At 51.8% G+C, this 23,718-nt stretch carries 22 protein-coding genes; 5 read left to right on the forward strand and 17 right to left on the reverse strand.

All coding sequences use genetic code 11. The features are described from left to right. Window positions 1-14: 14 nt before the first annotated feature. Together QZN53_RS05895 and QZN53_RS05900 are read right to left on the reverse strand one after the other, a co-directional pair. On the reverse strand, window positions 15-1,343 hold the full coding sequence (locus QZN53_RS05895; protein WP_088626707.1) for a GGDEF domain-containing protein: 1,329 nt from the start codon (window positions 1,341-1,343) through the stop codon (window positions 15-17). A 147-nt stretch (window positions 1,344-1,490) separates the two neighbouring features. Then, entirely contained in the window at window positions 1,491-2,510 is a 1,020-nt protein-coding gene (locus QZN53_RS05900) for a GDSL-type esterase/lipase family protein (protein ID WP_294652056.1), read from the reverse strand. 120 nt (window positions 2,511-2,630) lie between these two features. Between QZN53_RS05900 and QZN53_RS05905 the strand changes: the two genes are divergently transcribed. Then, entirely contained in the window at window positions 2,631-3,107 is a 477-nt protein-coding gene (locus QZN53_RS05905) for a cytochrome c (RefSeq protein WP_163437948.1), read from the forward strand. On the opposite strand, the gene QZN53_RS05910 is transcribed toward QZN53_RS05905, so the two are convergent. Then, complete coding sequence (locus tag QZN53_RS05910) at window positions 3,108-4,964, reverse strand: hypothetical protein (RefSeq protein WP_294652059.1); 1,857 nt, start codon at window positions 4,962-4,964, stop codon at window positions 3,108-3,110. It lies immediately after the preceding gene. A 69-nt stretch (window positions 4,965-5,033) separates the two neighbouring features. Then, window positions 5,034-5,936 (reverse strand): LysR family transcriptional regulator, encoded by a 903-nt coding sequence (locus tag QZN53_RS05915; RefSeq protein ID WP_163437950.1) that lies wholly within the window; start codon window positions 5,934-5,936, stop codon window positions 5,034-5,036. Between the two features lie 118 nt (window positions 5,937-6,054). Here QZN53_RS05915 and QZN53_RS05920 point away from each other — a divergent pair, with 118 nt between their 5' ends. Then, on the forward strand, window positions 6,055-6,618 hold the full coding sequence (locus QZN53_RS05920) for an FISUMP domain-containing protein (protein WP_163437951.1): 564 nt from the start codon (window positions 6,055-6,057) through the stop codon (window positions 6,616-6,618). A gap of 21 nt (window positions 6,619-6,639) precedes the next feature. Further along, a complete protein-coding gene (locus QZN53_RS05925) occupies window positions 6,640-8,322 on the forward strand; it encodes a putative transporter (protein ID WP_163437952.1) in 1,683 nt (560 codons plus the stop codon). Window positions 8,323-8,568: 246 nt separating this feature from the next. Here QZN53_RS05925 and QZN53_RS05930 read toward each other — a convergent pair whose 3' ends face one another. From QZN53_RS05930 to QZN53_RS05960, 7 genes are all read right to left on the reverse strand, one after another. Beyond that, window positions 8,569-9,312, reverse strand: a complete 744-nt coding sequence (locus QZN53_RS05930; RefSeq protein WP_163437953.1) for a hypothetical protein — start codon at window positions 9,310-9,312, stop codon at window positions 8,569-8,571. Window positions 9,313-9,548: 236 nt separating this feature from the next. Then, window positions 9,549-10,166 carry a hypothetical protein gene (locus QZN53_RS05935; RefSeq protein ID WP_163437954.1) on the reverse strand — a complete coding sequence of 206 codons (618 nt, stop codon included), beginning with the start codon at window positions 10,164-10,166 and terminating at the stop codon, window positions 9,549-9,551. 165 nt (window positions 10,167-10,331) lie between these two features. Continuing rightward, on the reverse strand, window positions 10,332-11,162 hold the full coding sequence (locus QZN53_RS05940; RefSeq protein WP_163437955.1) for a hypothetical protein: 831 nt from the start codon (window positions 11,160-11,162) through the stop codon (window positions 10,332-10,334). Window positions 11,163-11,304: 142 nt separating this feature from the next. Further along, entirely contained in the window at window positions 11,305-12,471 is a 1,167-nt protein-coding gene (locus tag QZN53_RS05945) for a ribose-phosphate pyrophosphokinase (protein WP_163437956.1), read from the reverse strand. 251 nt (window positions 12,472-12,722) lie between these two features. Next, window positions 12,723-13,985 (reverse strand): diaminopimelate decarboxylase, encoded by a 1,263-nt coding sequence (gene lysA / locus QZN53_RS05950; protein WP_163437957.1) that lies wholly within the window; start codon window positions 13,983-13,985, stop codon window positions 12,723-12,725. A 156-nt stretch (window positions 13,986-14,141) separates the two neighbouring features. Continuing rightward, complete coding sequence (locus QZN53_RS05955) at window positions 14,142-14,528, reverse strand: hypothetical protein (RefSeq protein ID WP_163437958.1); 387 nt, start codon at window positions 14,526-14,528, stop codon at window positions 14,142-14,144. Between the two features lie 131 nt (window positions 14,529-14,659). Further along, window positions 14,660-15,124 carry a glycogen-binding domain-containing protein gene (locus QZN53_RS05960; protein ID WP_163437959.1) on the reverse strand — a complete coding sequence of 155 codons (465 nt, stop codon included), beginning with the start codon at window positions 15,122-15,124 and terminating at the stop codon, window positions 14,660-14,662. A gap of 76 nt (window positions 15,125-15,200) precedes the next feature. On the opposite strand from QZN53_RS05960, the gene rpe reads away from it, so the two are divergent. Next, window positions 15,201-15,851 (forward strand): ribulose-phosphate 3-epimerase, encoded by a 651-nt coding sequence (gene rpe / locus QZN53_RS05965; protein WP_163437960.1) that lies wholly within the window; start codon window positions 15,201-15,203, stop codon window positions 15,849-15,851. On the opposite strand, the gene QZN53_RS05970 is transcribed toward rpe, so the two are convergent. Together QZN53_RS05970 and QZN53_RS05975 are read right to left on the reverse strand one after the other, a co-directional pair. Beyond that, window positions 15,841-17,520 carry a DUF4832 domain-containing protein gene (locus tag QZN53_RS05970; protein WP_163437961.1) on the reverse strand — a complete coding sequence of 560 codons (1,680 nt, stop codon included), beginning with the start codon at window positions 17,518-17,520 and terminating at the stop codon, window positions 15,841-15,843. The genes rpe and QZN53_RS05970 overlap by 11 nt on opposite strands. A 78-nt stretch (window positions 17,521-17,598) precedes the next feature. Next, window positions 17,599-19,326, reverse strand: coding sequence for a glycoside hydrolase family 9 protein (locus tag QZN53_RS05975; protein ID WP_163437962.1), 1,728 nt, complete (start codon window positions 19,324-19,326; stop codon window positions 17,599-17,601). A gap of 219 nt (window positions 19,327-19,545) precedes the next feature. Here QZN53_RS05975 and QZN53_RS05980 point away from each other — a divergent pair, with 219 nt between their 5' ends. Beyond that, window positions 19,546-20,145 carry a porin family protein gene (locus tag QZN53_RS05980; protein ID WP_163437963.1) on the forward strand — a complete coding sequence of 200 codons (600 nt, stop codon included), beginning with the start codon at window positions 19,546-19,548 and terminating at the stop codon, window positions 20,143-20,145. 107 nt (window positions 20,146-20,252) lie between these two features. Here the strand turns inward: QZN53_RS05980 and QZN53_RS05985 are convergent, their stop codons facing one another. The 4 genes from QZN53_RS05985 to QZN53_RS06000 form a co-directional block, all read right to left on the reverse strand. Further along, window positions 20,253-20,696 carry a hypothetical protein gene (locus QZN53_RS05985; RefSeq protein WP_088626691.1) on the reverse strand — a complete coding sequence of 148 codons (444 nt, stop codon included), beginning with the start codon at window positions 20,694-20,696 and terminating at the stop codon, window positions 20,253-20,255. A gap of 23 nt (window positions 20,697-20,719) precedes the next feature. Next, complete coding sequence (locus QZN53_RS05990) at window positions 20,720-21,733, reverse strand: N-acetylmuramoyl-L-alanine amidase (protein WP_163437964.1); 1,014 nt, start codon at window positions 21,731-21,733, stop codon at window positions 20,720-20,722. Window positions 21,734-21,918: 185 nt separating this feature from the next. Then, complete coding sequence (locus tag QZN53_RS05995; protein WP_163437965.1) at window positions 21,919-22,728, reverse strand: ABC transporter ATP-binding protein; 810 nt, start codon at window positions 22,726-22,728, stop codon at window positions 21,919-21,921. Continuing rightward, the gene (locus tag QZN53_RS06000; protein WP_072800039.1) at window positions 22,718-23,716 is read right to left on the reverse strand and encodes an ABC transporter ATP-binding protein; all 999 of its coding nucleotides are present in this window, start codon (window positions 23,714-23,716) and stop codon (window positions 22,718-22,720) included. Before QZN53_RS06000 ends, QZN53_RS05995 begins: the two co-directional genes overlap by 11 nt. Between the last annotated feature and the right edge of the window lie 2 nt (window positions 23,717-23,718).

Raw genomic sequence — 23,718 nt, forward strand, 5'->3', positions numbered from 1 at the left:
CTAAATTCTGCGAACTACCGGGTATGACGGAAAGTTGCGCTCGTTACACGGTTACGGCCATTTTCCTTAGAGGCGTAAAGGGCCTTGTCAGCGCGTTCGAACAAGCGCTTCGGGTCTTCACCGGCAATCATTTCAGCAATACCGAAGGAGCAGGTAATTTTCTGCTGCTTGATCAGCTGCGAATTTTCAATCGCCATGCGGAGCTTTTCAGCAAGGAACTGGGCATTCTGGATCGGCGTGTCGCCGCACAGAATCACGAATTCTTCGCCACCCCAACGCACCAGGGCGTCGGTATTACGAATCTTGCTCTGGATAAGCTTCGCGAGGTTCACCAGGACTTCGTCACCCACCATGTGGCCGTAAGTATCGTTCACATGCTTGAAGTGGTCGATATCCAGAATCACGAACGACACCGGACTGTCGTTCTTGCTCAAATTCTCTTGTTCGCGCATGAGCACGCTGCTAAAGCCGGCACGGTTCAAGCAACCCGTAAGCGGGTCTTCCTTGCTGGACTTTTCGTATTCGCTCTTCTCGATTTCGAGAGCGCGCAAGTTCTTTTCGAGTTCTTCGCGCTTCTTCTTGCTTGCCGTACGTTCGCGGCTGTAGTCAAAGAAGCGGATCATCAAAATCACGAAGAAGGTAATGAACCAGAGGGCCACAAGTGCCGTCGAAAGTTCAGCCTTCGAAATCTTCTTGCCCTTGAAGCAGAGGCCCTTGATTTCAAGCGTTCCGTAGCCAAGCGGAGCGTTCGTACCCGTTTGGATTTCAATCAGCGGAATGTTCGAAAGGTCAACCCTTGCGTTATGGACGTTAATACCGTTCTGGGCCACCCACCAGCTAGCCACGCGGAATTCCTGCGGAACAAACACGGCCGGGTAAGTTTCTTCCAGCGGGAAGAATTCAATTTCGTTGAACTTAAGGGAAAGTTCGTCATCGGGGCGGGAGAACGTGCTGTCGTAGCCGCGCATGTAGAGACGAACGGTTCCTTCACCACGGGGCTTCACCCACACAAAAATGCTATCGAACCTGGAAAGATCCTTACCGCGAGTCTTGCCGTCACCCAAGAAAATCTTGACGCCCACATACGGGTAGGCGTAGCCTTCCTTCAGTTCGTAGTCCACGATAATGGAAGAGTCGGTACGGGAAAGCTTTACAGCCGACGCACCGCCATCCGCAGAATCCGTTTCGGCAATGATATACGGATAATCATGCAGGTACAAAGGTTCAATAACATCTAGGCCATTCTGATGCGCAAAAAGTGCAATGACGGTGATTGCCAAAAGCACGAAAATCAGAATGTTCATCCTGAACAGAACGTATATCTTCTCAAGTATCCTAGACATGGGAACTATCCTACCAAAATCCTCAATTTAAATATACAAAAAAGACCAAAAAAGCAATAATCCCTGTAAAAAAGTGTGCGGTTACTAACGCGATTATGTACAAAAAAGCCCCTTAATTCAAGAAAAAGGGGGCCCTTGTACAAAAAACTAGCGGGAAAGCCACCTTCCGAGGCGCCCAATCAGGGGTCGAACTGCCTTCGCCATGTCTTCGTGCGAATGTATGTCGGGGTGTCCCAGAAGTCCGACATTCGCCGTCGTGAGCGTCATGAATTCCAAATCGGACTTACCGGCAGCCTTTTGGGCGTCGTAAACCGCCTTCACTGTCGGGGTCAAGTCATCGTTAGGCCACACCTTGGTCGACAAAAGCAGGAACTTGACACCCGGATGGGCCTTACGGAGCTTATCGAGAAGTTCGGCGTAGGCCTTCTTGAAGGCGTCGTGCTTTGCGTAGGGCGGGTTCCCCTGGAAATCGTTGATTCCGATGAAAAGGACTATGACCTGCGGATGGAAAGAGTTAAAATCGTAACGGATGGACTGCTCGGAAACGCCATTTGCAAGATCCCCCGGAGCTTCGCCCGGTACAGTAAAGTCATACAAACGCGGAATCGGCCATTCCGGCACGATGTTGTCGTAATTGCGCACAAGGCCTCGCCCGCTAAAGGCATTCACCTGGAAATCAGCCTTGTAACCATCGGCAATCAGGAACGCGAAACTCTTGGAAGCGTTCGTCTTTTCGAACACCAAGGATTCGTCCTGACCATTTTGGCCTTCGTCGCCAAAGCCCACGGTAAACGAGTCGCCAATGAATTCAATGCGGCGGTTGCTCGGTTTGGGAGGTTCTTCAAACTTGCCCGATTTGTCGGTGGCGACTCTGTATAGGTGAACGCCTCCCGGATTGCTTTCGCTGATTTTTATCAGGCGATAAAGGTGCGAACCTGCACCGGCGGTCGTTTTTACTTTATACACATTCCGTGCATTTGTTGTAAACACGGCAATCTCTTTTCCGTCTTCGTCAACACGGAATCTGGCTTCGCCTTCCAGTTCAAATTCCAGCGACTTTGCCGCGGCCTTGAACTGCACCATGGCTGCCGGGGCACTGGTACGGCTATATTCCTTTCCATGTTCCCAGCGACCGCTGAACAACAGGTTCTTAGAAAACTGATCCACGGAGACCTCCGCTCCAAATGAGAATGACGACATGAGGGCACAACCCACCAATGTCGAGTAAATCCAATTCAAACAACGCATAAGGGAATAGTAGTAAAATAGTTTTCTACATTGCTTTACATGAAACTTGCTCGGTTGGCATCTACAGGGATATTGGCCTTGGCAGCTTACGGTATGCTGCTCGGGGCCTCTGCATTTGCCGAAAACGGCAAGCCGGCCGAAACGAAACCGGCAGTGCAAAAACCCGAACCGGGCTCCCCCGGCGACACGCTCACGCGCGAAGACGCCCGCATGGCACTCCTTGTGTACAAACTGCTTGACAAGGACGGAAAAATCAAGGGCGCAAACATTGAACGCGGCAAAAAACTATTCATGCAAAACTGCAGGCCCTGCCACGGCGACGACGGCCGGCGCTTCAACTTTTCGCTCTATTACGAAAAGCCCGCCTTTATTGGTGACCGCGCACGCGAAGAAATGCCCACCTTCTGGCACCAGATAAACTTTGGCGACAAAGAACGCGGCATGGAAGCCTACATCGACGAGTTCACGTTACAGGAACTCATCGATATTGCAGGCTTTGCACAAACGCTGCCGTAATTACTGCGGCTGGCGGCCGTTATAGACCTTGACTTCTTGAATAAACGAAAGTTCCAACAGTTCGGGGACTTCGCTTCCGTACGGCTGGATTTCGATTGTCTGCGGAGACTTCGCAAGCTTTAACGCATGCACAAAGAAACTTCTTTCGACTTCGTTGTCGCCGCGCTTGGTCGGGTTCTTGACCTTGGCCCCAATGAGCGCACCCACGGTCTTCGCATAGCGCAACACCTTCACCAAGTCAAACGTACTCAGCTTCTGGTAGTTGTTGCCGTACTTCGTAGAATTGAGTGCCGTCTGCAAGGTTTCCGAGTTGGCGGTATCCTTGAGTTCGTAGTCCGGAGCCTTCGCTTCGGGCCATGCGACCACAAATTCCTTGCGCCATTCTTCAGTCGGAGCACTCGAGCGGTTCACGTTCTTGCGTTCCACGAACGGGCAATAACCGTAGTTCGTAAGGATTTCAAAGGCACGCGATTCCATTTCGGGCTTGAGCACAAAACCGTAGCCGGCAATGTATTCGTTGGCGCATTCCATGAACTGCGGGAATCGGGAAAGCTCGTTCAACACGTCGGTGTTTTCGATCTTGAGCAAACGAACCGTCTGCACGCGGGCGCCGTAGTAAGACGAATTCCATTCGGCAATCGTCGATTCCACGTTGACCGGCGGCTTGATCCAGCCCTTGAAATTTTCAATTTCAGATTCGGCAATGCCGCACTTGAGACCGCGGAGATAGCTTTCGCGATTCAGCGAGAAGCGCAAGTACACTTCGTCGTTTTCAACCTTCGCAAGGCAGGCAAGCATCAAGAGCACGCGCGGCGAAGTTCCGGTCGAGGCAATCAGTTCGAAGTTCGGCAAACAAGAAATATTCTGTTCCGGCACCGACGCAATCGAAGATTCCAGCCAGTCGCGGCCGGCCTGTTCAAGCGAGACTGCGGCCACCTTGCCGCCCACCATGGTAAAGCGGACAAGGCCCAAGAGCCAAAGTTCGCGCAGCGGACGCGGCAAGTATTCCCAAGCGATCAGGCCATCTTTTTCTTGCAGGCGGAACGTCGGGTCCAATACCCAGAAAATAGAAGACGCAAAGAGAGCCGTACGCGGCTTGTCGAGCATGCGGAGCAATCGCACGCAATGACTACGGTCGCCGCGGAAACGTTCCTTGAGCCACCAGGAAACCAAGTCCTGGTGCAGGCGGAAGCCGTTCTTGCGGATAAATTCAAGAGCCTTTTCCGTAGGGACAAGGCATGCGTCTTCCTGTTCCAGCCAGCCGTTACCGGTAAGGAAACTGAAAATCAGGGAGACTTCGTTTTCGGCAGTCTTTTCGGAGATGCGCCTTGCAGAAGTAAACGCTTCGGTGCAAATCTGGTAACTGCGGCGGTGCAATGCATTGCTGTTGTTGACCTTGAGGTCGCCGGTCATGGCCAGGGCGAGCACCTCGCAAATATGCCAGTCAATCAGGTTCTGGTAGAACAGGTCTGCACCCTTTACAGCGGGAGCCTCCACAAGCAGTTCATCAAAAATACCGAGGAAGTTCGCAAAGCCATAATACACCGAGGTGTTTGTAGACGGGCTGCGCCAAAGCACGTACTCGCGGCACATTTCGAGCAAGAAAGTCTGCAGGTCGCGGCACTTGCTTACAGGAACCGTCAGTCGAAGTTCATTAAAGGTAAGACCTCTAGATGCACTATTATAAATCAAAGTCATGCAGTGGCGCTGCCACGGTTCCATCTTCTGGAACAGGCCTGCAACACGTTCTTTGTCGTTATAAAAACCGAGCGTTTCATCTTGGATGAGGGCGTTGTTCAACAGGCCCTTGTGACCAAAAGCCTTCGCATGTGCATTGCGAAGCAGAGGCTTGGACATCCCTTCAAAAAATGCATTCAAATCAAACATCAAATCAACCTTTATTGGGGAGCCAAATATAGTAAAAAATCACCTTATCGGTTTCTTACGTTTCTCGGTCCTTTTCAATAAGCCCGTCAAAAAACGGAAAAATCTTTCAGATCGTGAATTATCCTGCTTGTTCCGGCGCAGCGTAATCACAATATCACGCTTAAATTCGGCATCAGTGATTTTCAAAAGACGGATACGGCGGTTGTTGATTCGCCCCCACGAATATTCTGGCCAGAACCCCACACCGATTCCGCTAGCAATAGCATCTTTTACAGCGAGTGCATTATCGCTTTCAAAAATGATATGCGTCTTGAACCCGACTCGTTCACAATACTCGTTACAAATATTGCGCAATTGCTTGGAACCATAGAGCCCGATAAAGTTCGTCTCTTGCAATTCCTTGAGGCTGATGCTGTCGCGCTTGCGGTACTGCGATGTATTCGGCACAGCCAAGAAAATGTTTTCGGAGCAGACAAAACTTTCTTCATCGTCGGAACTGTATTTTTGCGCAGACGCCTTGTAGTTTGCATACGTACGAACGCAGATGTCATAAAGCGTTGTTTCTTCGTTCTGCACCAGGTTGAATCGCAAGTCAGGATCGTTTTGCTTATATAAGATAACGGCATTGGTCACGAACGTCGAAGCCGCAAGCACATTCAAGTTTAAGGTTGCCGATTGTTCATTTTCCATGGCACGGAGCTGTGCCGGGAGCGCTTCGATATCTTCGTAAAGAGGCTTTACTTTCTTATAAAAAAATTCCCCGATTTCTGTTAATTTGATGTTTCGGCCCTGAGTCTTGAAGAGTTTGACACCAAGTTCGTCTTCAAGTTTATGAAGAGCATGCGTAAGCGCAGGCTGCACAATACATAGGGTTTTCGCACTTTGCGTGACATGCTCCGTGCGGGCCACCTCCAAGAAATATTTCAAATGCGTAAGTTCCATACAATTTTCTTATCTAAAACAATTCATCAAAAATATTGATGAATTAAATATAAATAATCTATTAGACAATATGAATCGCCGGTTCTAAATTTGCACGCGAAAACAACAAGGAGTACTTATGAAACCGACATTCAAGACCATCGCACTCACCACCATTACACTGGGCGCCGCCGCAATTCTCTCGGCATGCGACCAGGCAAATACCTGCAAGTACGATGAAGCCGCCAACACGCTTTCTTGCTCCGAAAAGACTTACAAGACCGCAAACCTCGGCGGTAAAGTCTGGATGGCTGAAAACATTGCCGCCTACATTCCCGACTCCAGTGTCTGCTACGGCAACGAACACGTCAACTGCGAAATCATGGGAAGACTCTACACCTGGAGCGCCGCGACAACAGGTCTTTGCCCGAAAGGCTGGACACTCCCCTCGCAAGAAGATTTCAAGAAGGCCTTTGGCGGCGCCTCTACAGAAGCTCTTAAGCAAAGCGCCTTCAACATGCAATTCGCCGGATTCCGCTACTATGACGGAAAGTTTGCCGACTTGGATGCTAGCGCAAGCTTCTGGACCAGCGACAGCTACGACGATTCCAGAGCCTACCTCGTCCGCGCCACCGATTCCACTATCACTTACGAACACTTCAACAAGAACATTGCCGCCTCGGTCCGTTGCATAAAAGAGTAAATTTAAAGACGGAGGGATAAAATGACTTGGCTAATCGATTTATTCGCAAAGCCCTCGGTAGGGCAACAAGTATTAGCAATCGCGCTCACCGCCGCACTCGGCCTCATGATCGGAAAAATCAAGGTCAAGGGAATCGCGCTCGGTAGCGCAGGCGCCCTTTTCGTGGGCATTGGCCTTGGCCACCTGGGACTCCGTGTCGAGCCGAACGTCCTTCACTTTATTCAGGAATTCGGCTTGATCCTGTTTGTCTACACCATAGGCATGCAAGTGGGCCCCGGATTCATGGATTCCATTCGCCGTCACGGCCTTGTACTGAACATCCTTTCGACAAGCATCGTGCTGCTCGGCGTTATCGTAACGCTCTGCCTGTACTTCTTTACAGATATGCATAACAACGTACCCGTACTCATAGGAATGCTTTGTGGCGCTGTCACGAACACGCCTTCCCTTGGAGCCGCTAACTCAGCCTTTGCCGCGGCCGGGGTGGACACGTCCCTCACGGGTATCGGGTACGCTGTTGCATATCCGTTCGGCGTCATCGGAATCATCTTGGTCATGATTCTCGTGCGCCTCGTCTTTAGGCAAGACCCCGCGAAGGCAGCCGAAAAATATACGGCAGAAATCGCCGCCCACAGCAAAGAAATTGAATCTTGCAGTCTTACCGTTGAAAACCAGAACCTTTACGGAATCCAGCTCAAGGACATTCCGAACCTGATTTCGAGCGGAGTCGTCGTCACCCGCCTCTTGCGCGGAGAAAGCATTTTTACCCCGAACGGAAAGACGGTGATTGAACAAGGCGACAAGCTGCACATTGTGGGCATGCCCGAAGCCGTTTGCGCCATGGAAAAAATTATCGGCAAGCGTCTGGAAAAACCGATTACGCTTGAAACCAGCAACACCGACAAAAAGATTGTCGTCAAGACGATTCTCGTAACGAACAAGAAGATTCTCGGCCGCACCATCGGTTCGCTGGCTCTTGCAGAACGCTATGGCGTAAACATCAGCCGCGTCGTGCGCAGCGGATTCAAATTCACCGGCCGACTCGATTTAAGAATCAAGTTCGCCGACAAGCTTAGAGTCGTCGGTACCGCCGAAGGAATCGAAGAAGCCGCCAAGGAACTGGGCAACTCGCTGACCGCTCTTGACCACCCCGAAATTCTCCCTGCCTTCTTGGGCATTTTCCTCGGAGTCATTGTCGGAAGCATTCCTATCGCAATCCCTGGAATGCCGACGCCTCTCAAGCTCGGTCTCGCCGGCGGCCCGCTGATTGTAGCCATCCTCCTCAGCCGCAAGCGCAAAATCGGTCCGCTGAACTTCTTTATGGCCAACAGCGCAAACCTTATGCTCCGCGAATTCGGCCTCACGCTCTTCTTAAGTTGCGTCGGCCTGAATGCAGGCATCAAGTTCTTTGACGTGCTCCTGAACGGTGACGGCGTTTACTACATGGGACTTGCCGCACTCATCACCTTCGTGCCGCTCGCTATCGTCGCAACTGTCGGCCACCTGGTTTTCAAAGTCAACTACCTTTCGCTCTGCGGCGTACTCGCCGGCGCCACCACCGACCCGCCCGCTCTCGCATTTGCCAACGGCCAAGCGAACAGCGAAGCAGTGAACATCGGCTACGCCTCCGTTTACCCGCTCACCATGCTGCTCAGAATCTTAAGCGGCCAAGTGCTCGCCATTTTGCTGCTTCAGGCCATATAGTCAGCCGAATGGCCTTCTGTGAGCAGCAAGCGACTCGTATTAACGAGTCGTGGCTGCGACCTTTGATCACTTAGCGCTTTAGCGCTTATGTGAGCATGGCCCCCCTTGCGGGGGTAGCGAGGCGATATCACATTTTCATAGTGCGGTAGAGCCGAACGGTCTTTTAGTACTCCCTCGAACACTAAACGACCCTCCTTCCGGGGGGTCGTTTTTTTGAAGTACTCTATTTTCTTTGCTTACAATTCTTTATCCAGCGGATTCTTCGTCTGCACCAGAATCAGCAGATTGTTCACCTGCACCCTGTTCAGCGGGTTGTTCGCCTGCACCAGGACCAGCGGGTTCTTCACCAGCGCCAGGGCCAGCGGGTTCTTCACCAGCGCCAGGGCCAGCGGGCTCTTCGCCGGCGCCAGGACCGGCAGGTTCTTCGCCTGCACCAGGGCCAGCAGGTTCTTCGCCTGCGCCAGGGCCGGCAGGTTCTTCACCTGCGCCAGGGCCGGCGGGTTCTTTGCCTTCACCCGGTTCAGCACCTTCTTCACCGGCGCCACCACCCAGGTCGACAGTTTCTTCGTCGCCACCCTGATTGGCAGGTTCCTTACCGGCACCCGGATTTTCGCCAGCGGGTTGTTTTTCATCGCCAGCAGGTTCTTCTGCAGCAGGCGTCTTGTTTTCCGAATCAGCAGGAGTGTCTGCCGAAGCCTTATTCTTGCAACCATCAACCGGTTTGCCCAACATCATCGGAGTAAAGATTGTTCCATCGCACTGTACGGTATCGGCATCTTCTTCCACATATACCTTGGCGCACATATTCTCGGTCGAAGAACAAGCAAGATTGATCGCTTCTTCAAGCGTTTGAACACTTGCCGGAACATTGCTGTTATTAGCGGGATTGCTGCTAGCAGCAGTGCCAGAAGAGGAACTGTCATCACCGCAAGCAACGAACGATGCCATTGCAAAGGCGGCAATAGGAAGGATGATTTTTTTGTTAAGCATTTGGACTCCTTATAGAACTAAAAACCATAAAGAAAACATATATCCGATTCAAAAAGAATCGGATACGCGGCGCTAGTAAAAAAATTTTTCTTGCTCTATTCTGGAGCAACAATATCGCTTTTTGGAACTTTTCGTCACGTTTTAGAAGCGTTTCCACAAAAAAAAGACTCCCCTTCTGCAGGGAAGTCATTTGTTGAGCTAAAGCAACAGGCCGTCAGCCTGTTGTCAGAGCTTTATTAGTTCACCGGGCAAGCTTCAACCCATTCGCCCGCGATCGTTGCGCACTGTTCCTGGGTAACCGGAATGCATTCAGCCATACCCGGAACATCGCTAGCCATATAGCAGGTTGCACCACCAGCAGCCGGAGTTTCAGCGGCCGGGTCGGTCGGAGTTTCAGCAGCCGGGTCAGCCGGAGTTTCGGCAGCCGGGTCAGCCGGAGTTTCAGCGGCCGGGTCAGCCGGAGTTTCAGCGGCCGGGTCAGCCGGAGTTTCGGCAGCCGGATCAGCCGGAGTTTCGGCAGCCGGGTCAGCCGGAGTTTCGGCAGCCGGGTCAGCCGGAGTTTCGGCAGCCGGATCAGCATTTTCGCAACCCTTAACCGGAGTATCCTGACCCATAATCATCATATTCCACTGAGTACCATTGCACTGATAGTAGTCATTGTAATCTTCGGTAAGAACCTTAGCGCAAAGATTCTGAGTCGGAGAGCACGGAATCTTGTCAATATCCATAAAGGTCTTGACGCTAGCCGGGGCGACATCATAGGACGGACCCGAAGAAGAGCTATCGTCACCGCAACCCACGAGAGCGGTCATAGCAAGAGCAGCAACAGGAAGAATAACTTTTTTAGTAAACATTTTGTCTCCTTATAATGAATTAGGTAGTCCCTAATATACATCCATTTTTTTCAAATAGGTTGCTTTTTTTAAACAAAATATTGACATTTGTTGTATTACAAAACAACGATTTTATACAAATATTGCTACCTTGTAAACATTTATGTACAAAGTAGCAATATTTTCTTATTCCACAAGATCGTGAATCGTTTGGCAGTTAATAGAGCCGCCTGCATAAACATAAAATTGAACGCCCTCAATGACATCGCCACACTTTATTCCACCCGCTGGGCACTCTGACGCAATAACAACATCATCTCCTTCGCATTCAGAAGTATCATACCTATCTGACGGGAACACGGCACAAAGCTCACTGTCATAGCATGTAAAAGTGGCGCCGTTCTGAACACTCACAGGAACCGTTTCTTTGGGGTCACTATTTTCTTTATCGGAGTTCGTAACATCCTTTACTTCGGCGTCATCATCCCCATCTTCCAGAAGTTCGGCACAGCTCATCGTGTTAAACACAGCGCCATAGTAATAAACCTTGGCCGAATCCGTTCCGTTTTTATCCTTGTCGGAACAAACCTTCGCAGCACCAGAAGGGCATCCATTTCCCAAAGTGACCGAAACAATCATGCCATCGGCACCTTCGGCTTCTGTCGTGCACATCGCCTTCACATATTTTTCAAAGGCGGCATTCGCCTCGATGCAGGAACGCGTCCTAAAAACATCGGCCATTTGGTAATAGCACGAAATCAAGCCCGTAGAACCATCATATGTATCTTGTTTAGAATCCTGCTCAGCCGGTTCATCTTTCACCGTCGAATTGTCAGGCGTCGAAACAGCATCCGTAAAATTTTTTACTACGGAATCTGCCTCTGCAGTATCATTGGCATACCACTTGGTATTTTCAACCTTGGCATTCGCTTCGGTAGAGTTGGAATCGCTATCGCAACCGAAAAGGGTTACAAGCGCCAACGCAGCGACAGGCATCAAATATTTCAGATGTTTCATTAGAACTCCTTGTTTAACTCTTATAACCAAATATACATCAATATCAGAGAGTTCTGCAAAAAAAATCCCCCGGCATTTCGCCAAGGGATTTAAAAAGTAGCTCTAATCTATCTTGTTCGCCGAGCTGAGGCAACAGAACTTATTAAAAAAACTGGGGCGGCCAACGCGGGTTCTTCGAGGACATATCGATCTTGTAGAAGTCCTTCTCGAAGCGGCCGTCGTCCATGCCGTACATCTGCATCACGTGGCGGGCAATCCACTTGCCGAGCTTGAGCACGGTGAGCTTCTTGCGGAGGCGGCCCTGGCAGTCACGGTTCATAATGTCCGGAAGCGTCGAGGTCGTGAGGATTTCGTCGATGGCCGGGCTGTTGAGCTTTTCGCGGGCTTCGGCACTGGTGTGGAAGTGCGTCACGCCGAAGCAAACGCGGTTCGGGTTACCCTTCTTGATGTGTTCGCAGCACTGCACGATCGTGGTACCGGTACGCACCATGTCGTCGAACACGATCACGTCCTTGCCCTCGATTTCCTCGATGCTGATGTCGGAAAGTTCCGGGTTGAAGGTCATGCTGATTTCGCGTTCGCCGGTACGGACCTTGTCCATCACCACGCGCTTGCATTCGGGGAGCTGGAGAGCGTCGAACACAGCGTTCATGAACGGGCGTGCGCCCTTGTCCGGAGAGACGATCACGAGGTTGTTGCCGTCCTTACCGGTCTGAACGAAGTTGCTGCTCTTGATGTAGTGAGCGTAAACGTCGGTCGGAATCAGGTTGTGGAAGTTGCCTTCAAAAATTTCAGTAAACAGGTTCTGCACCTTGATGCTGTGGTTGTGGCAGGTCACCACGGCGTCAACGCCAGACTTCTTGAGGAGTTCGGCGTAAAGGAGGCTCGTGAAGGCCTGGCCGTCGAACTTCTTGAGGTCGACATCTGGGCGATCCTTTTCGAGCGGACCGACGCGGTGCGGACCGCGGTCCTGGGCGCTGTAGAACAAATCGGGCTCCACGAGCACCACCTGTTCGGCACCGTTGTCCTTAGCGGCGCGGGCCAAAATGCAGTTACGCATGGCGTAGTCGTTACGGCTGCGTTCATGGTTCGAAACCGAGCAAATCAAAACGATCTTGCCTTCCAGGCGACGGCCGATATGTTCCATATCGTCCACGTCGAGCATGTAGCGGGGGCAGAATTCGGAGTTTGCGAAGGTCTTCAAGGAGACCACGTCGGAAATATCTTCACGGAGGCCGATGTACTGGGCCATGTCGATGGCGAACGGATCATCAGTGAAGTTTCCGGTCACGATAAAACGATCAGACATATTTACGCCTTGATGTTGAGGTTGAACCATTGGTTATGGGCAAATATAGAATAATTCGATACCCAAATTCAAGGCCGTCTTACAATAGGCGACTTTTCAAAAAAAAGACTTTCGCCATTTCTGACGAAAGCCTTAAAAATAAAATGATGCTCACATTTTGATATTGATTTAGAAACAAGCAGGACAAGGCGCGAGCTCCCGTAGCGTACTAAAACGTACGTGAGGGAGCGAGCAACGCCGTAATGCGCCGTTTATAAATCAATAATCCTGTCGTTCTGCATGAGCTGCTCAAAAGTCTGGCGTTCGCGCACGACCTTCAGTTCACCGTTGGTGTACATGGTTTCGGCAGCATAACGACGGCTGTTGTAGTTGCTGCTCATGGCGGCACCGTAGGCGCCAGCGTCATGGAGAACCAGCAGGTCGCCCACCTGGGCCTTCGGGAGCTTGCGGGTCACCACGAAACCGCCTTCTTCCTGCGTGAACACGTCACCGGATTCGCAGAGCGGGCCTGCAACAACGGCGTCCACCGTTTCGTTCAGTTCGCGACCGTCGCGGGCAATAATCGAGATGGCATGATAGCTACCGTAGAAACTCGGGCGAACGAGGTCGGTAAAGCCGGCATCCACCAGGTAGAACAGGTTGTCGCCCTGCTTCTTGACGGCGCGGATTTCGGCCATCAGGTAACCGCTTTCGGCCACCAGGTAACGACCCGGTTCCACTTCAAGGTGAACCTCGTGGCCAATGCTCTGCTGAATGCGCTTGCGGGCATCGTCCCACAGTTTGTAGTAAGCGTTCACGTCGATGCGGTTTCCCTTGTCTTCTTCGTGATACGGAATCGGGAGGCCGCCCCCTGCACTGATGGTGCGCAAGTGAGAGCCCAGGCGACGGCTAGCGTCGACCATGGCATCGCACACCTGAGCGAGGTGTTCAAAGTCCGTGCCGGAACCGATATGCATGTGCAGTCCCGTAATCCACATGCCATTCGCCTGCGCGAGCTTGATGCAGTCCTTGATCTGTTCGTGCCAGATGCCGTGCTTGCTGAGGTCGCCACCGGTGTTGGTCTTGCGGGAGTGTCCATGGCCAAAACCCGGGTTCACGCGGATGGTGAGTTCCGACTTCACGCCGAAATCAGCGAGCTGCTGGATCATATCCGGCGAGCCCACGTTCACGGCGATGTTGTGTTCCTTCACGAGTTCAAGAGCATCCTTGTCGAAGATGTCTGCGGTGTAGACAATTTCAGGAGCCTTGCCCTTCTGCTGGCCACCCTTGAATCCGGCCTTGAGGGCGCGAACGATTTCGCCGGCAGAAACCGCATCAACGACGCAGCCGAGCTTACGGATAAGCGAAACCACGGAAAGGTTCGGGCATGCCTTCTGAGCAAAGCGAACGGTGTCAAATACCTGGACATCCTTCACGCACTTTTCAATCGTGGCGCGGTCATAAATCCAGAGCGGCGTGCCGTACTGTTCGGCAGCCTTCACAAAAACGTCTTGAGGAATAGAATAATTTGCCATACGGGGGTTAAATTTAGAAAATGGGCGTGAGGTGCAGGGCCGCACTGACGAGCTTTAACGCCACATTGCTTAGGACAAGTGAAATACGGAGAGCGAAGTTCGCGCCGGCTTTACACAAAATGAAAAAACGCAGGCGTTCTTGCCTGCGTTCAAACTTTAAAACCTGAGCGCCAAATCCATGCCAACTGTTTTGGCAAGTGGATTTATCAGCGGGACAAAATCCACTTTTACCTGCTGCGACTTTGTTCGGTATCTTTCTGCGGATTTCTGGTACTCTTCGGACTGTTCCAGCATCCTGTTTCCTCTGATACCCTTCCCTATGCCGCCAGCAACACCGAAAACACCGCCCATCAAGAGGCACGCGCTAGGAGCCATGATAAACACGACTAAAACGCCACCACCCTCTAACGAAGCACTTGAAGAAGCGTTAACACTCCATATGGTTCCGACCGCACCGAGAGTCCCCAAAAACACGCCGGCAACAATGTCATCAACGTAGTCTTCCAACAATTGTTCGCCTTCGGTTTTCAGCTTCGCAGACATTTCTTCGTAGTACAAGGCACTGTCGGAAACCGCGACAGAAAGCGAATCACTAGCGCATTCCCCAGATACTTGATCGGTCCGCTCACAGGGTTGAGAAAACGCAATCGAGCATAAAGCACCAAAAAAAGGGATTAGACGTGCTTGACCTTGTTGTCGCCTTCGTCCCAGTACTGGCCATCGCAAACGAACTTGTATTCGTAATCGCCAGCATCGAGGGTGATCTTGCCAGTCCAGAGACCAGTCTTCTTGTCCTTCTTGAGCATGTCCTTGTCGACAGCCCAGTTGTTGAAGGAACCTGCAACGGACACGGTCGTTGCGAGCGGGCAGTTGGCTTCGAACACAACCGTCACCTTCTTGGGAGCCTTAGCAGCGGTCTTCTTGGCCGGGGCCTTCTTTTCGGCGGCGGCCTTCGGGGCGGCCTTCTTAGCAGCCGGCTTTACGGCAGCAACTTTCTTTTCAGCGGCCGGCTTTGCAGCGGTCTTGCAGGCGGCCTTCTTGGCCGGAGCCTTCTTTTCGGCGGCAGCCTTCGGAGCAGCCTTAGCGGCAACCTTCTTGGCAGCGGCCTTGGCGACTACAGTTTTAGTTCCTTTAGACATTTTCATCTCCTTGCTTTGTTTGCGCGCAAAGATAGTAAATTTTTTTCAACCTGTCTAGTTTTGCTATATTTGGGCTATGCTCAAGCAAATTATCGCCCCCAGCGTGTTGAACGCAAACTTCCTCGAACTCGGCAACGGCCTCAAGGCTATCGAAAACGGTGGCGCAGGCCTTGTTCACCTCGACATCATGGACGGACACTTTGTCCCAAATATCAGCTTCGGCCCGGGAATCTCTGCCTGCGTGGGTAAGGGAACCAAGCTCCCGCTCGATTGCCACCTGATGATCGAAAACCCCGAAAACTACGTGGGTGAATTTGCAAAGGCTGGCGCAAGCCTCATTAGCGTGCACGCCGAAACTACGAATCACCTCGACCGTCTGCTGCACCAGATTAAGGAACTCGGCGTGAAGCCCGCTGTGGCCATTAACCCGGCAACTCCGCTCGAAAGCATCAAGTACGTGCTCGATATCGTAGACATGGTGCTTATCATGTCGGTGAACCCGGGATTCGGCGGCCAGAGTCTGATTCCTTATTGCCTCGACAAGATTCGCGAATTGCGCCAGATGAAGCCGGAACTGGACATTCAGATTGATGGCGGCGTGAAGCTTGATAACATTCTCGCCTGCAAGGAAGCCGGCGCAAACGTATTCGTCGTCGGTTCCGCGATCTTCGGCAAGCCCGATCCCGAAGCCGTGTGCCGCGAATTCGTGAAGCTCGTTAACGGCTAGTTGCACCATTGGCGCGGTAGCGTTTTTCGCCATCGCGGATAATCGCATTGTGGCGCTCCCTCTGAACGAAGGGGGCGTTTTTCTTTTGTGCTGCACTCGGGAGCGCACGCGGAATCGATGATTTGACATTTTCGTCATAGTAGATTTTGCCCAAATAGGCGGCAGGCTGCTCGTCGCCACATGTTCCACCACCCACACGCTTACTGTTGGCAAATTGAACCTCGCCCACCTTCAAGAACACTTGGTAACGTCCTTTGCCTCGTATATTTAATTTGGTCAAAATTTCTATTTCGTTATTTCCGTCGAACGTCATCACGGTATCGCCGTCTGCAATAGAGATTGTGCGGCAATGGATATTGCGGGAATCAATGTCCGGCAGGTCGTAATAAGTCGGCATAGGGCACTCCAACAAACCGGTACCTTCCAGGTCTGTTAAAATGGCAAGCCTCACCGGTGCATTCCATGTCAAATTGCCAAAGCCCACATTCTGAATGCGGAGCTTCGCCCTTAAAACACCGTCGTCACCCACCGTATCGCTCATCCACGATTCACGCAGTACAAAGCGGTAACCAAGGTGGTCGTTGATGTACTTGAAGCCCGAAAGAGAATCGACTCGCGCTGGATCGTAATCAAAATCTTTCTGCTTAAACGGGGTCTTTTTCCAGCTGTCAATCAAGTTGTTGTTCCACTGGATATTCAGATAGCTCGTATGTGTGCGGAATCCCTCGTACGCCAAGAACTCCGGCGTATTGATAACTTGGTAACCGTTCGCCGTCGTGAGCGCCTCGCCACCGTAGGGCGTGTTGATGCCGTACTTCTCGAGCCAGGCCACGCCTTCTTCGCGGCAAATGGAAGTCGCACAGTCCGCACCCCACGTGCCGTAATCGTATTGCGTCCCGAGATAGCCGTCGTTGAACATTCCCACACGGTACATGGTGTCGCCCTTCGCCTTCGCGATTTCTTTGAATTTATCGCCGTCGATATGGAAGTCGACGCCCCAGTTGTCAAAGCCCAACACCTTCGCTGAATAGTTTCCCGTGCGCGTGAGGATTTTCAATTCGGGAGGCGTGTTACGCAGCATCAGATTTACCGCTTCTGCAACGCGATCATAAGTGATGTTCGTGTCAGAATGCATTTCGCCGTAGGCGCCGTGCATGCCCATCTCGAGCGCCACGATTACATCGGTATTTTTCGAGAGCACCGGCGCAAGCTGCTTTACATGCTTCAGCACCCACTCGTGATCCGGCGTCACATTGCTGCGACCGTTATACCACGGGTCATAACAAATGCGCACTATCACGTGTCCGCTATTCTTGCGGATATTGTCAAAGGTCTCCTGCAAAACATTCAGGGCGTCTTCAGTCAAATCTTGGTTCTTGCCCCAGGTGGTATCCTTCTTGCCTCCGGTCGTGTCGATTCCTAGCCAGGCGTGGCTGCTGAATTCCGAGATTTCGGCACGCAAGTGTAGCAATTTGCTATAGGGCTTTTCAATCGGCTTACCGCCCGAAGGCTTAAGATGCAACACCTGCGGTGTATAAAATCCGCGATCATAATTGCCGAGAGTCGCCATCGCGTCGGTCGTATCAACAGACTGTTTTACAAGGCCCACGGCAAAAACTGGCGCATGCAAAAGTACCGCAGCAATTGCCCAAATAACAAACTTCTTCATGGAGCCCCCTTCACAAAAAACGGATACGGCATTAAGCCATATCCGTAATATATATTATTCTGGGGGTAAGGGAAAAAGCTACTTGTTATAAATCGCTTCAAGAGCTGCGGCAAGGTAAGCCAGCGGAGCATTCCAGTTGATGGCCACTTCGTTGGTGGCGTAGCTGCAGCGGTTATCAATGTAAGCAAGAGCCGGTTTGTCGGCAGCAGCATAGTTCGGGCACTTCCAATTTTCCTTGCCGTCCAGGTTGATGTCCTGCTTGCCGAGGTGCGGGCCACCCACGAGCATTCCCGGCACCGGGTCGTCGACCATGTCAGATTCACTCGGGCGGTGATGCGGGTTACGCGGGCTCCTGTAACCGAAACCGGTCACATATGTCATGTCCTGCGGGTTCTTGCCGAGCAAGTAGTCAAGGCACTGCTGCGCACCATCCAAGTAGCTCTTGTCTTTGGTGAGCAAGTAAGCATGCACCAGCACCATGCCGTTGTTTGCCATGGCGCTATTAGAGCCCCAGTTCCAGCTCCACGGGAATGCGGGCAAGCGGTAGGCACTCGTATCGCCCACGGCGCGGAGGTTGTTCGCTTCGTTGAGCACAGTCTTCTTGGCGGCAGCTACCAGGTCCTTGTCAAAATCGGCAGAATCCAGTGCCACGCGGAAGGCGGCGAGCATGTTCACGTTGCCCCACCAGGCGCCATCGGGCGTAAAGAGGTTGTTCTTCAAGTCATCCTGGTAATACGGCTTCTTGGTAGCGCGGAAAAGTTCTGCAGCGGCCCAGCGGAATTCGTCCTTGCCGTCTTCGCCGTCGTGCATGTAGTTACCCGTCTGCACGTCGGCAGGCTGCTTGTAGAACTGCTGCGGATGCATCTTGGCCCAAGCGTAGGCTTCTTCGGCAGCCTTGAGAATCTTGTCGGAATAAGCCTTGTCCACGTTCTTGTAGACGACACTTGCCTGCGCCATTACGGCCGCAAAGTCAAGCGTTGCGGTCACGTTCTTGAGAATGGCATAGCGGGCATCCCTGTCATTTTCGGGGAGCACGCTACCACCGAACTTAAGCGTTGTCACCTTGTGGTAAACGCCGCCGTCCTTGTCCTGCATGGTGAGCATCCAGTCCAAGTTGTAGCGCACTTCTTCCAAGATTTCGGGATACTTCGCGAATTCGCGGGGAATGTTCCAAGTCAGCGAATCCAGATACTTCGGGAAGTTCTCGTAAGCCTGCAATAAGGTGAACACGGTAATGCCCGAATTCACAATGTACTTGCCGTAGTCTCCGGCATCGTACCAGCCGCGGTCGGACTTGATTACCTGACCGTTGCCCTTACCGCCAGTCACTTTGTCGGTGCCGTAAACGATAACGCGATTGTCTTTGTGGCCTGCAGCGCGAGCCCACTTGCCCGCATACTGGGGTTCCAGCGACATGCTGGCGCGCTGGTAGTAGAACCACTTGAGGCTAGCCTTTACCAAATCATTATAGACGTTCTTTCCCACGACAATCGGGGTGCCCACATATTCCTTGCCGCGGAAAAGGCGGTAGGTACCGGGTTTCTTGACGGCAGAAATATCGAAAGTCTGCACTTCTTCGCCACTAAATTCCCAGTCGTAGACCATAGGGGCCTTGAGTTTCAAGACCGTCTTTCCATTGAGATCGCGAACTTCGAGCCCGTTGGCATCGCTACCGGGGTAAACGACAATTTTTTCAGCATCGGGGGCAAAACCCAGCTGGTTTACAAGGGGACCTGCAAAAGCAGACGAAAAAGACACGGCTACAGAAGCCGCACCTGCTAAAAATGCGCTTTTTGAGAAATTCATACCTAGAATATACCTAAAAACCACCCCCAAAAATGGGCAAATCCGGTCAATTTGTGTTTTCAGGGGAAACCAAAAAGGGATTTACACGGTATTACACACTAAATACAGCAACCAAATTAACAAATATAAATAAATGAATTTTTTTTGACAAAAATCATCCGCTTTCGTAAACTTTTTGTTATATTTCAGTTACTAACCTTCAAAACAAGAGGAAAACAAATGAAAAAGTTATATCTTATCGTTGCCGCTGTTCTGCTCGCAACTGGTCTCTCTTTCGCACAGGTCCACGTCGGTGGTCACGCCGCAGCTTCTTTCAGCACCGCTTGGGGTGATGAAACTGATGACGTTCCTTGGGGCTTCGGCTTCAACGCCGGTGCTGCCGCCAAGATCGGTCTGAATGACATGATTTCCGTCGTGCCGGAAGCAGGCATCGCCCTGCGTCGTAGCTCCGACGACGACCAGACTTGGAGCACCTGGGCAATTGAAATCCCGGTTCTCGCCCGCATTAACGTGATGCCGCAGCTCTACTTGGAAGTCGGTCCGCAGATTGCCTTCCTCCTGAGCTCTGAAATGGAATACGACTATGGTTATGCAACTGAAACCATCAAGTACGGCGACAGCAAGATCGACGCTCTCAACACCTTCGAATTCGGTCTCGATGCTGGCGTTGGCTACAGCGTTATGCAGAACCTCGATGTGAACTTCCGCTTCGCTCTCGGTTTGACCTCCATTCTCGACAGCAAGAAGCTCGGTGCTGAAAGCGATCAGTCCGTCAAGAACATGCAGCTCCAGCTCGGCGCCACCTACTGGTTCAACTAATCGAGCCTAAAGCGCTTTTAAAGGAGTCCGCATTTGCGGGCTCTTTTTTTTCTACAAAAAAGTCTCTCCGATTGGAGAGACCTTTTCTTATGCACTAATTTTGACGATTACTCTTCTTTCTTGTCGTCACCGCCGACAGAAAGCTTCGTGTCGCCCTTAGCGATGGAGAAGCCCTTCTTGAGAGCAATTGCCGTGATAGCGATAATCAGAACAATCAGGACGGCACAGCCGCTCGGCGAAGCAAGGGCGGCAACAGGAGACTGCTGCTTGATCGCTTCCTGCAATTCGGTCTGCAACTTGGCCACTTCGTTATTCAGCGAGTCATTTGCGCCCTGCAGGTGCTGCAAGTTCACCTGCAATTCGCCGGCCTTGGCATTGCAAATTTCCAGGTCCTTCGAGAGCGTCAAAGAATCCTTTTGCAAGTCCAAGATAGCCTTGTTCACGCTATCCCTGTGCTGCTTGAATTTCTTCATCAGCTCCATCTTGTTGAGCTTGGCGTTTGCCTTGTCGGCAGAATCCGGTGTAGCCGGCACTTGTGTTTCTGTAGCCATGTTTTCTTCTTCCTATTTGGGGGTTAACGTTTCTTGCCGCCAAGCAATTGGAGGAGCAACGAAATAATGCTTCCAAGAAGCGAAGGCGCCTTTACCGGGGTGGTTTTGGGCTTGCTCGTTGTGGTGGTGGCGGGTTTAATTTCGGGTGCTTTCTTGACTTCGGGAGCCTTGACTTCGGCCTTCGGAGTTTCGACAGGCTTCGGCGCTTCGACGGGCTTCTGGGCGGGCTCGGCAACCTTCGTGGTTTCCGAGGGTGCTGCGGTCTTGGTAGCATCAGCCTTGGCCTCTCCTACCTTCGGGAGCACATCGGAGCATGCGGCAATAACCGACTTGAGCGAGGGGCCAAAGGGCCAGTCAAACTTGTCCTTTCTTACATTGGTATGGTAGAACACGCCCTTGAACGCTTGCGCCTCGGCATTATTTGCAAACGGGGCATCACTGGGCATAAAGTTCATGGGGATGTCGTGCTTCTTGCCAAGATACTTGATAAGGGCCGCTGTCGCAGAAATCTGGGCATCCGTCATGGAGGCAAAGTAGTCGTAGCCCCTGTAGTTCAGCTTGTCATAGAACTGGGTTTCGGCCACAGTGCAGTAGTTATTGCCATAAGCGTCCACCAGGTTTTCGCCGGACAACTTCAACGGGCCGTAATTGGAAATCTCGATACCGATAGACTGCTTCGACATGTTGCCGTTGCCGCCCACGGCGCCACTCCCCAGGTGATAGCTCCATTCAGTATCGGGGAACATCTCGTAAATGTGTCCCGAACGGTCCACAACGTACGACACTGAAACACAATTGTCCTTTGTCGAAAGAGCAGTCGTGTCAGATTTGATATAGCCAACCGTAAAATGCAGGCAGATGCTTTTCTTTGTAGTCTTGGTAGCGTAATAGTAAGACGTGAAATCCGGACGGATGGAATAAATCTTCACCCCTTGGCCAATATCGGTCGTCTGGATCAACTTATACTTAACCCCTGCGGAATTGGTCAGATTGGAAAAAAATTCGTCTTCACGCTTTTGGATTGTCTCTGGTCTCATGAACCCCTTCTTTTTGGATACAAGGTAAAATAATTCTCTTTTGTACGCAACTCTACATTCAAAATAAACGATTAATTTCAATATAAAATCACAGAAAACGCCCCAAAAAGAAGAAACCCGGCTCCATCTGGAGTCGGGCTTCCTTAAACTCAGTGCTTAAATCAGCACTATCGTATTACACAGTATTACTTCTTGCTTCTGTGGCTGTTCTTGATCCATTCGGTCTTGTGGACTTCCGGGATATCGTCAAGCAGCTTGAGCGTGTGCGGTTCGGTCGTGTTGTCGAGCACTTCTTCCGGAGTACCCTGGTTCACGATCTTACCGTCGTGCATGATGAAGATACGGTCAGAAACGTAGTTTGCAAGACCGATATCGTGGGTCACGAACACCACGGTCATCTTCAGCTCGTCTTTCAACTTGCGGAGGTAATCGAGGATGTTTGCACGCACGCAGGCGTCCACCATGGAGGTGGCTTCGTCAGCAATCAAGACCTTCGGACGGAGTGCGAAGATACGGGCCAAGAGCATACGCTGCATCTGACCACCGGAAAGTTCGAACGGATACTTGCCTTCGATGTCTTCGGGCTTCACGTTCACAGCCATCAGGCCTTCGTCCACGCGGCGGCGGACTTCTTCCTTGGAGGGCTTGTCCTTGAGGATGTTCAGGGCGTCTTCCAGCTGGCTACGAATCGTAAAGAACTGGTTGAAGCAGCCGAACGGATCCTGGAACACGGACTGCACTTCGTTCCAGTGAGCCTTCAGGTTCTTGATGGGCTTGTCGCGATACAGGAACTGGCCACGAGTCGGCTTGTAAAGACCGAGCATGATCTTTGCGAGCACGGACTTACCGCAACCCGAACCACCCACGATGGAGATGAATTCTTCGTCATAGATGTCGAAGGACACATCCTTCACGGCGGTCTTCAGGGTCTTACCGGCACCAAAGTCCTTGCTGATGCGCTTAGCGGAAAATACAATGGGTTTATCAGACAGCATAATCGCACCTCACTTGACGGTCGCCTACAATGCGGATGTTCTGGGTATTCTTCTTGCAGTCGGGGCATGCCTTCTTACAACGCGGTGCAAAGCGGCAACCCACAATCTTGTTCTTGAGGCTCGGAGGAGCACCTTCGATAGCCACCGGATGACGGGTACGCTGAGAAGCTTCGGTAGAAAGCATAGCGCCCATCAAAGCCTGCGTATAGGGGTGACGCGGGTCCTTAACGACCTGGTCAGCCGTACCGTATTCCACGATTTCGCCGGCGTACATGATGGCGATATTGTCGGCCACGTGGTACAGGAGCGGAAGTTCGTGGGTAATGAAGATCATGGTAGAGAAGATGCCCTTGTCCAAAAGATCAAAGATCATCTTGATCACTTCCTTCTGGGTAGAAACGTCCAGAGCGGAAGTCGGTTCGTCAGCGATCACCATCTGCGGGTTGAGAAGCGTAGAAATACCGATCACGGAACGCTGGCGTTCACCGGCAGTGAGCTGAATCGGGTAGGAGTTCAGCACGCGCTTGGTGTCCATACCGAACAAGTCGAAACGTTCGCAAAGACGGTCGTAGATTTCCTTGCTGTCGAGCTTCTTGCCCGGCTGCTGGTGAGCGGCGATCACGTCGGCTGCGATGTCCTTGATTTTACGCACCGGGTTCAAAGCGTTGAATGCACCCTGCGGAATCATGGAAACCTGCTGAGCGAGCACGTTGGCACGAACATCTTCGAGCTTGCGGTGCATCAGGGATTCCATGTGGTCACCCACGCGCACACGCACGTCACCCTTTTCGGGGTAAAGCGGCGGAATGCACATGCCCATAAGGCCGGACACCAAGGTGGACTTACCGCAACCAGATTCACCTGCGATACCGAGGATTTCGCCCTTCTTCATGGAGAAGGAAACATCCGTCACGGCATGAGTCTTGTCGCCGAAACGGCCAAGGTAATAGAGGCCGAGATTTTCTACTTCAAATACATTTTCAGACATTT

It is taken from the genome of uncultured Fibrobacter sp. (assembly GCF_900316465.1).
GTDB lineage: Bacteria > Fibrobacterota > Fibrobacteria > Fibrobacterales > Fibrobacteraceae > Fibrobacter.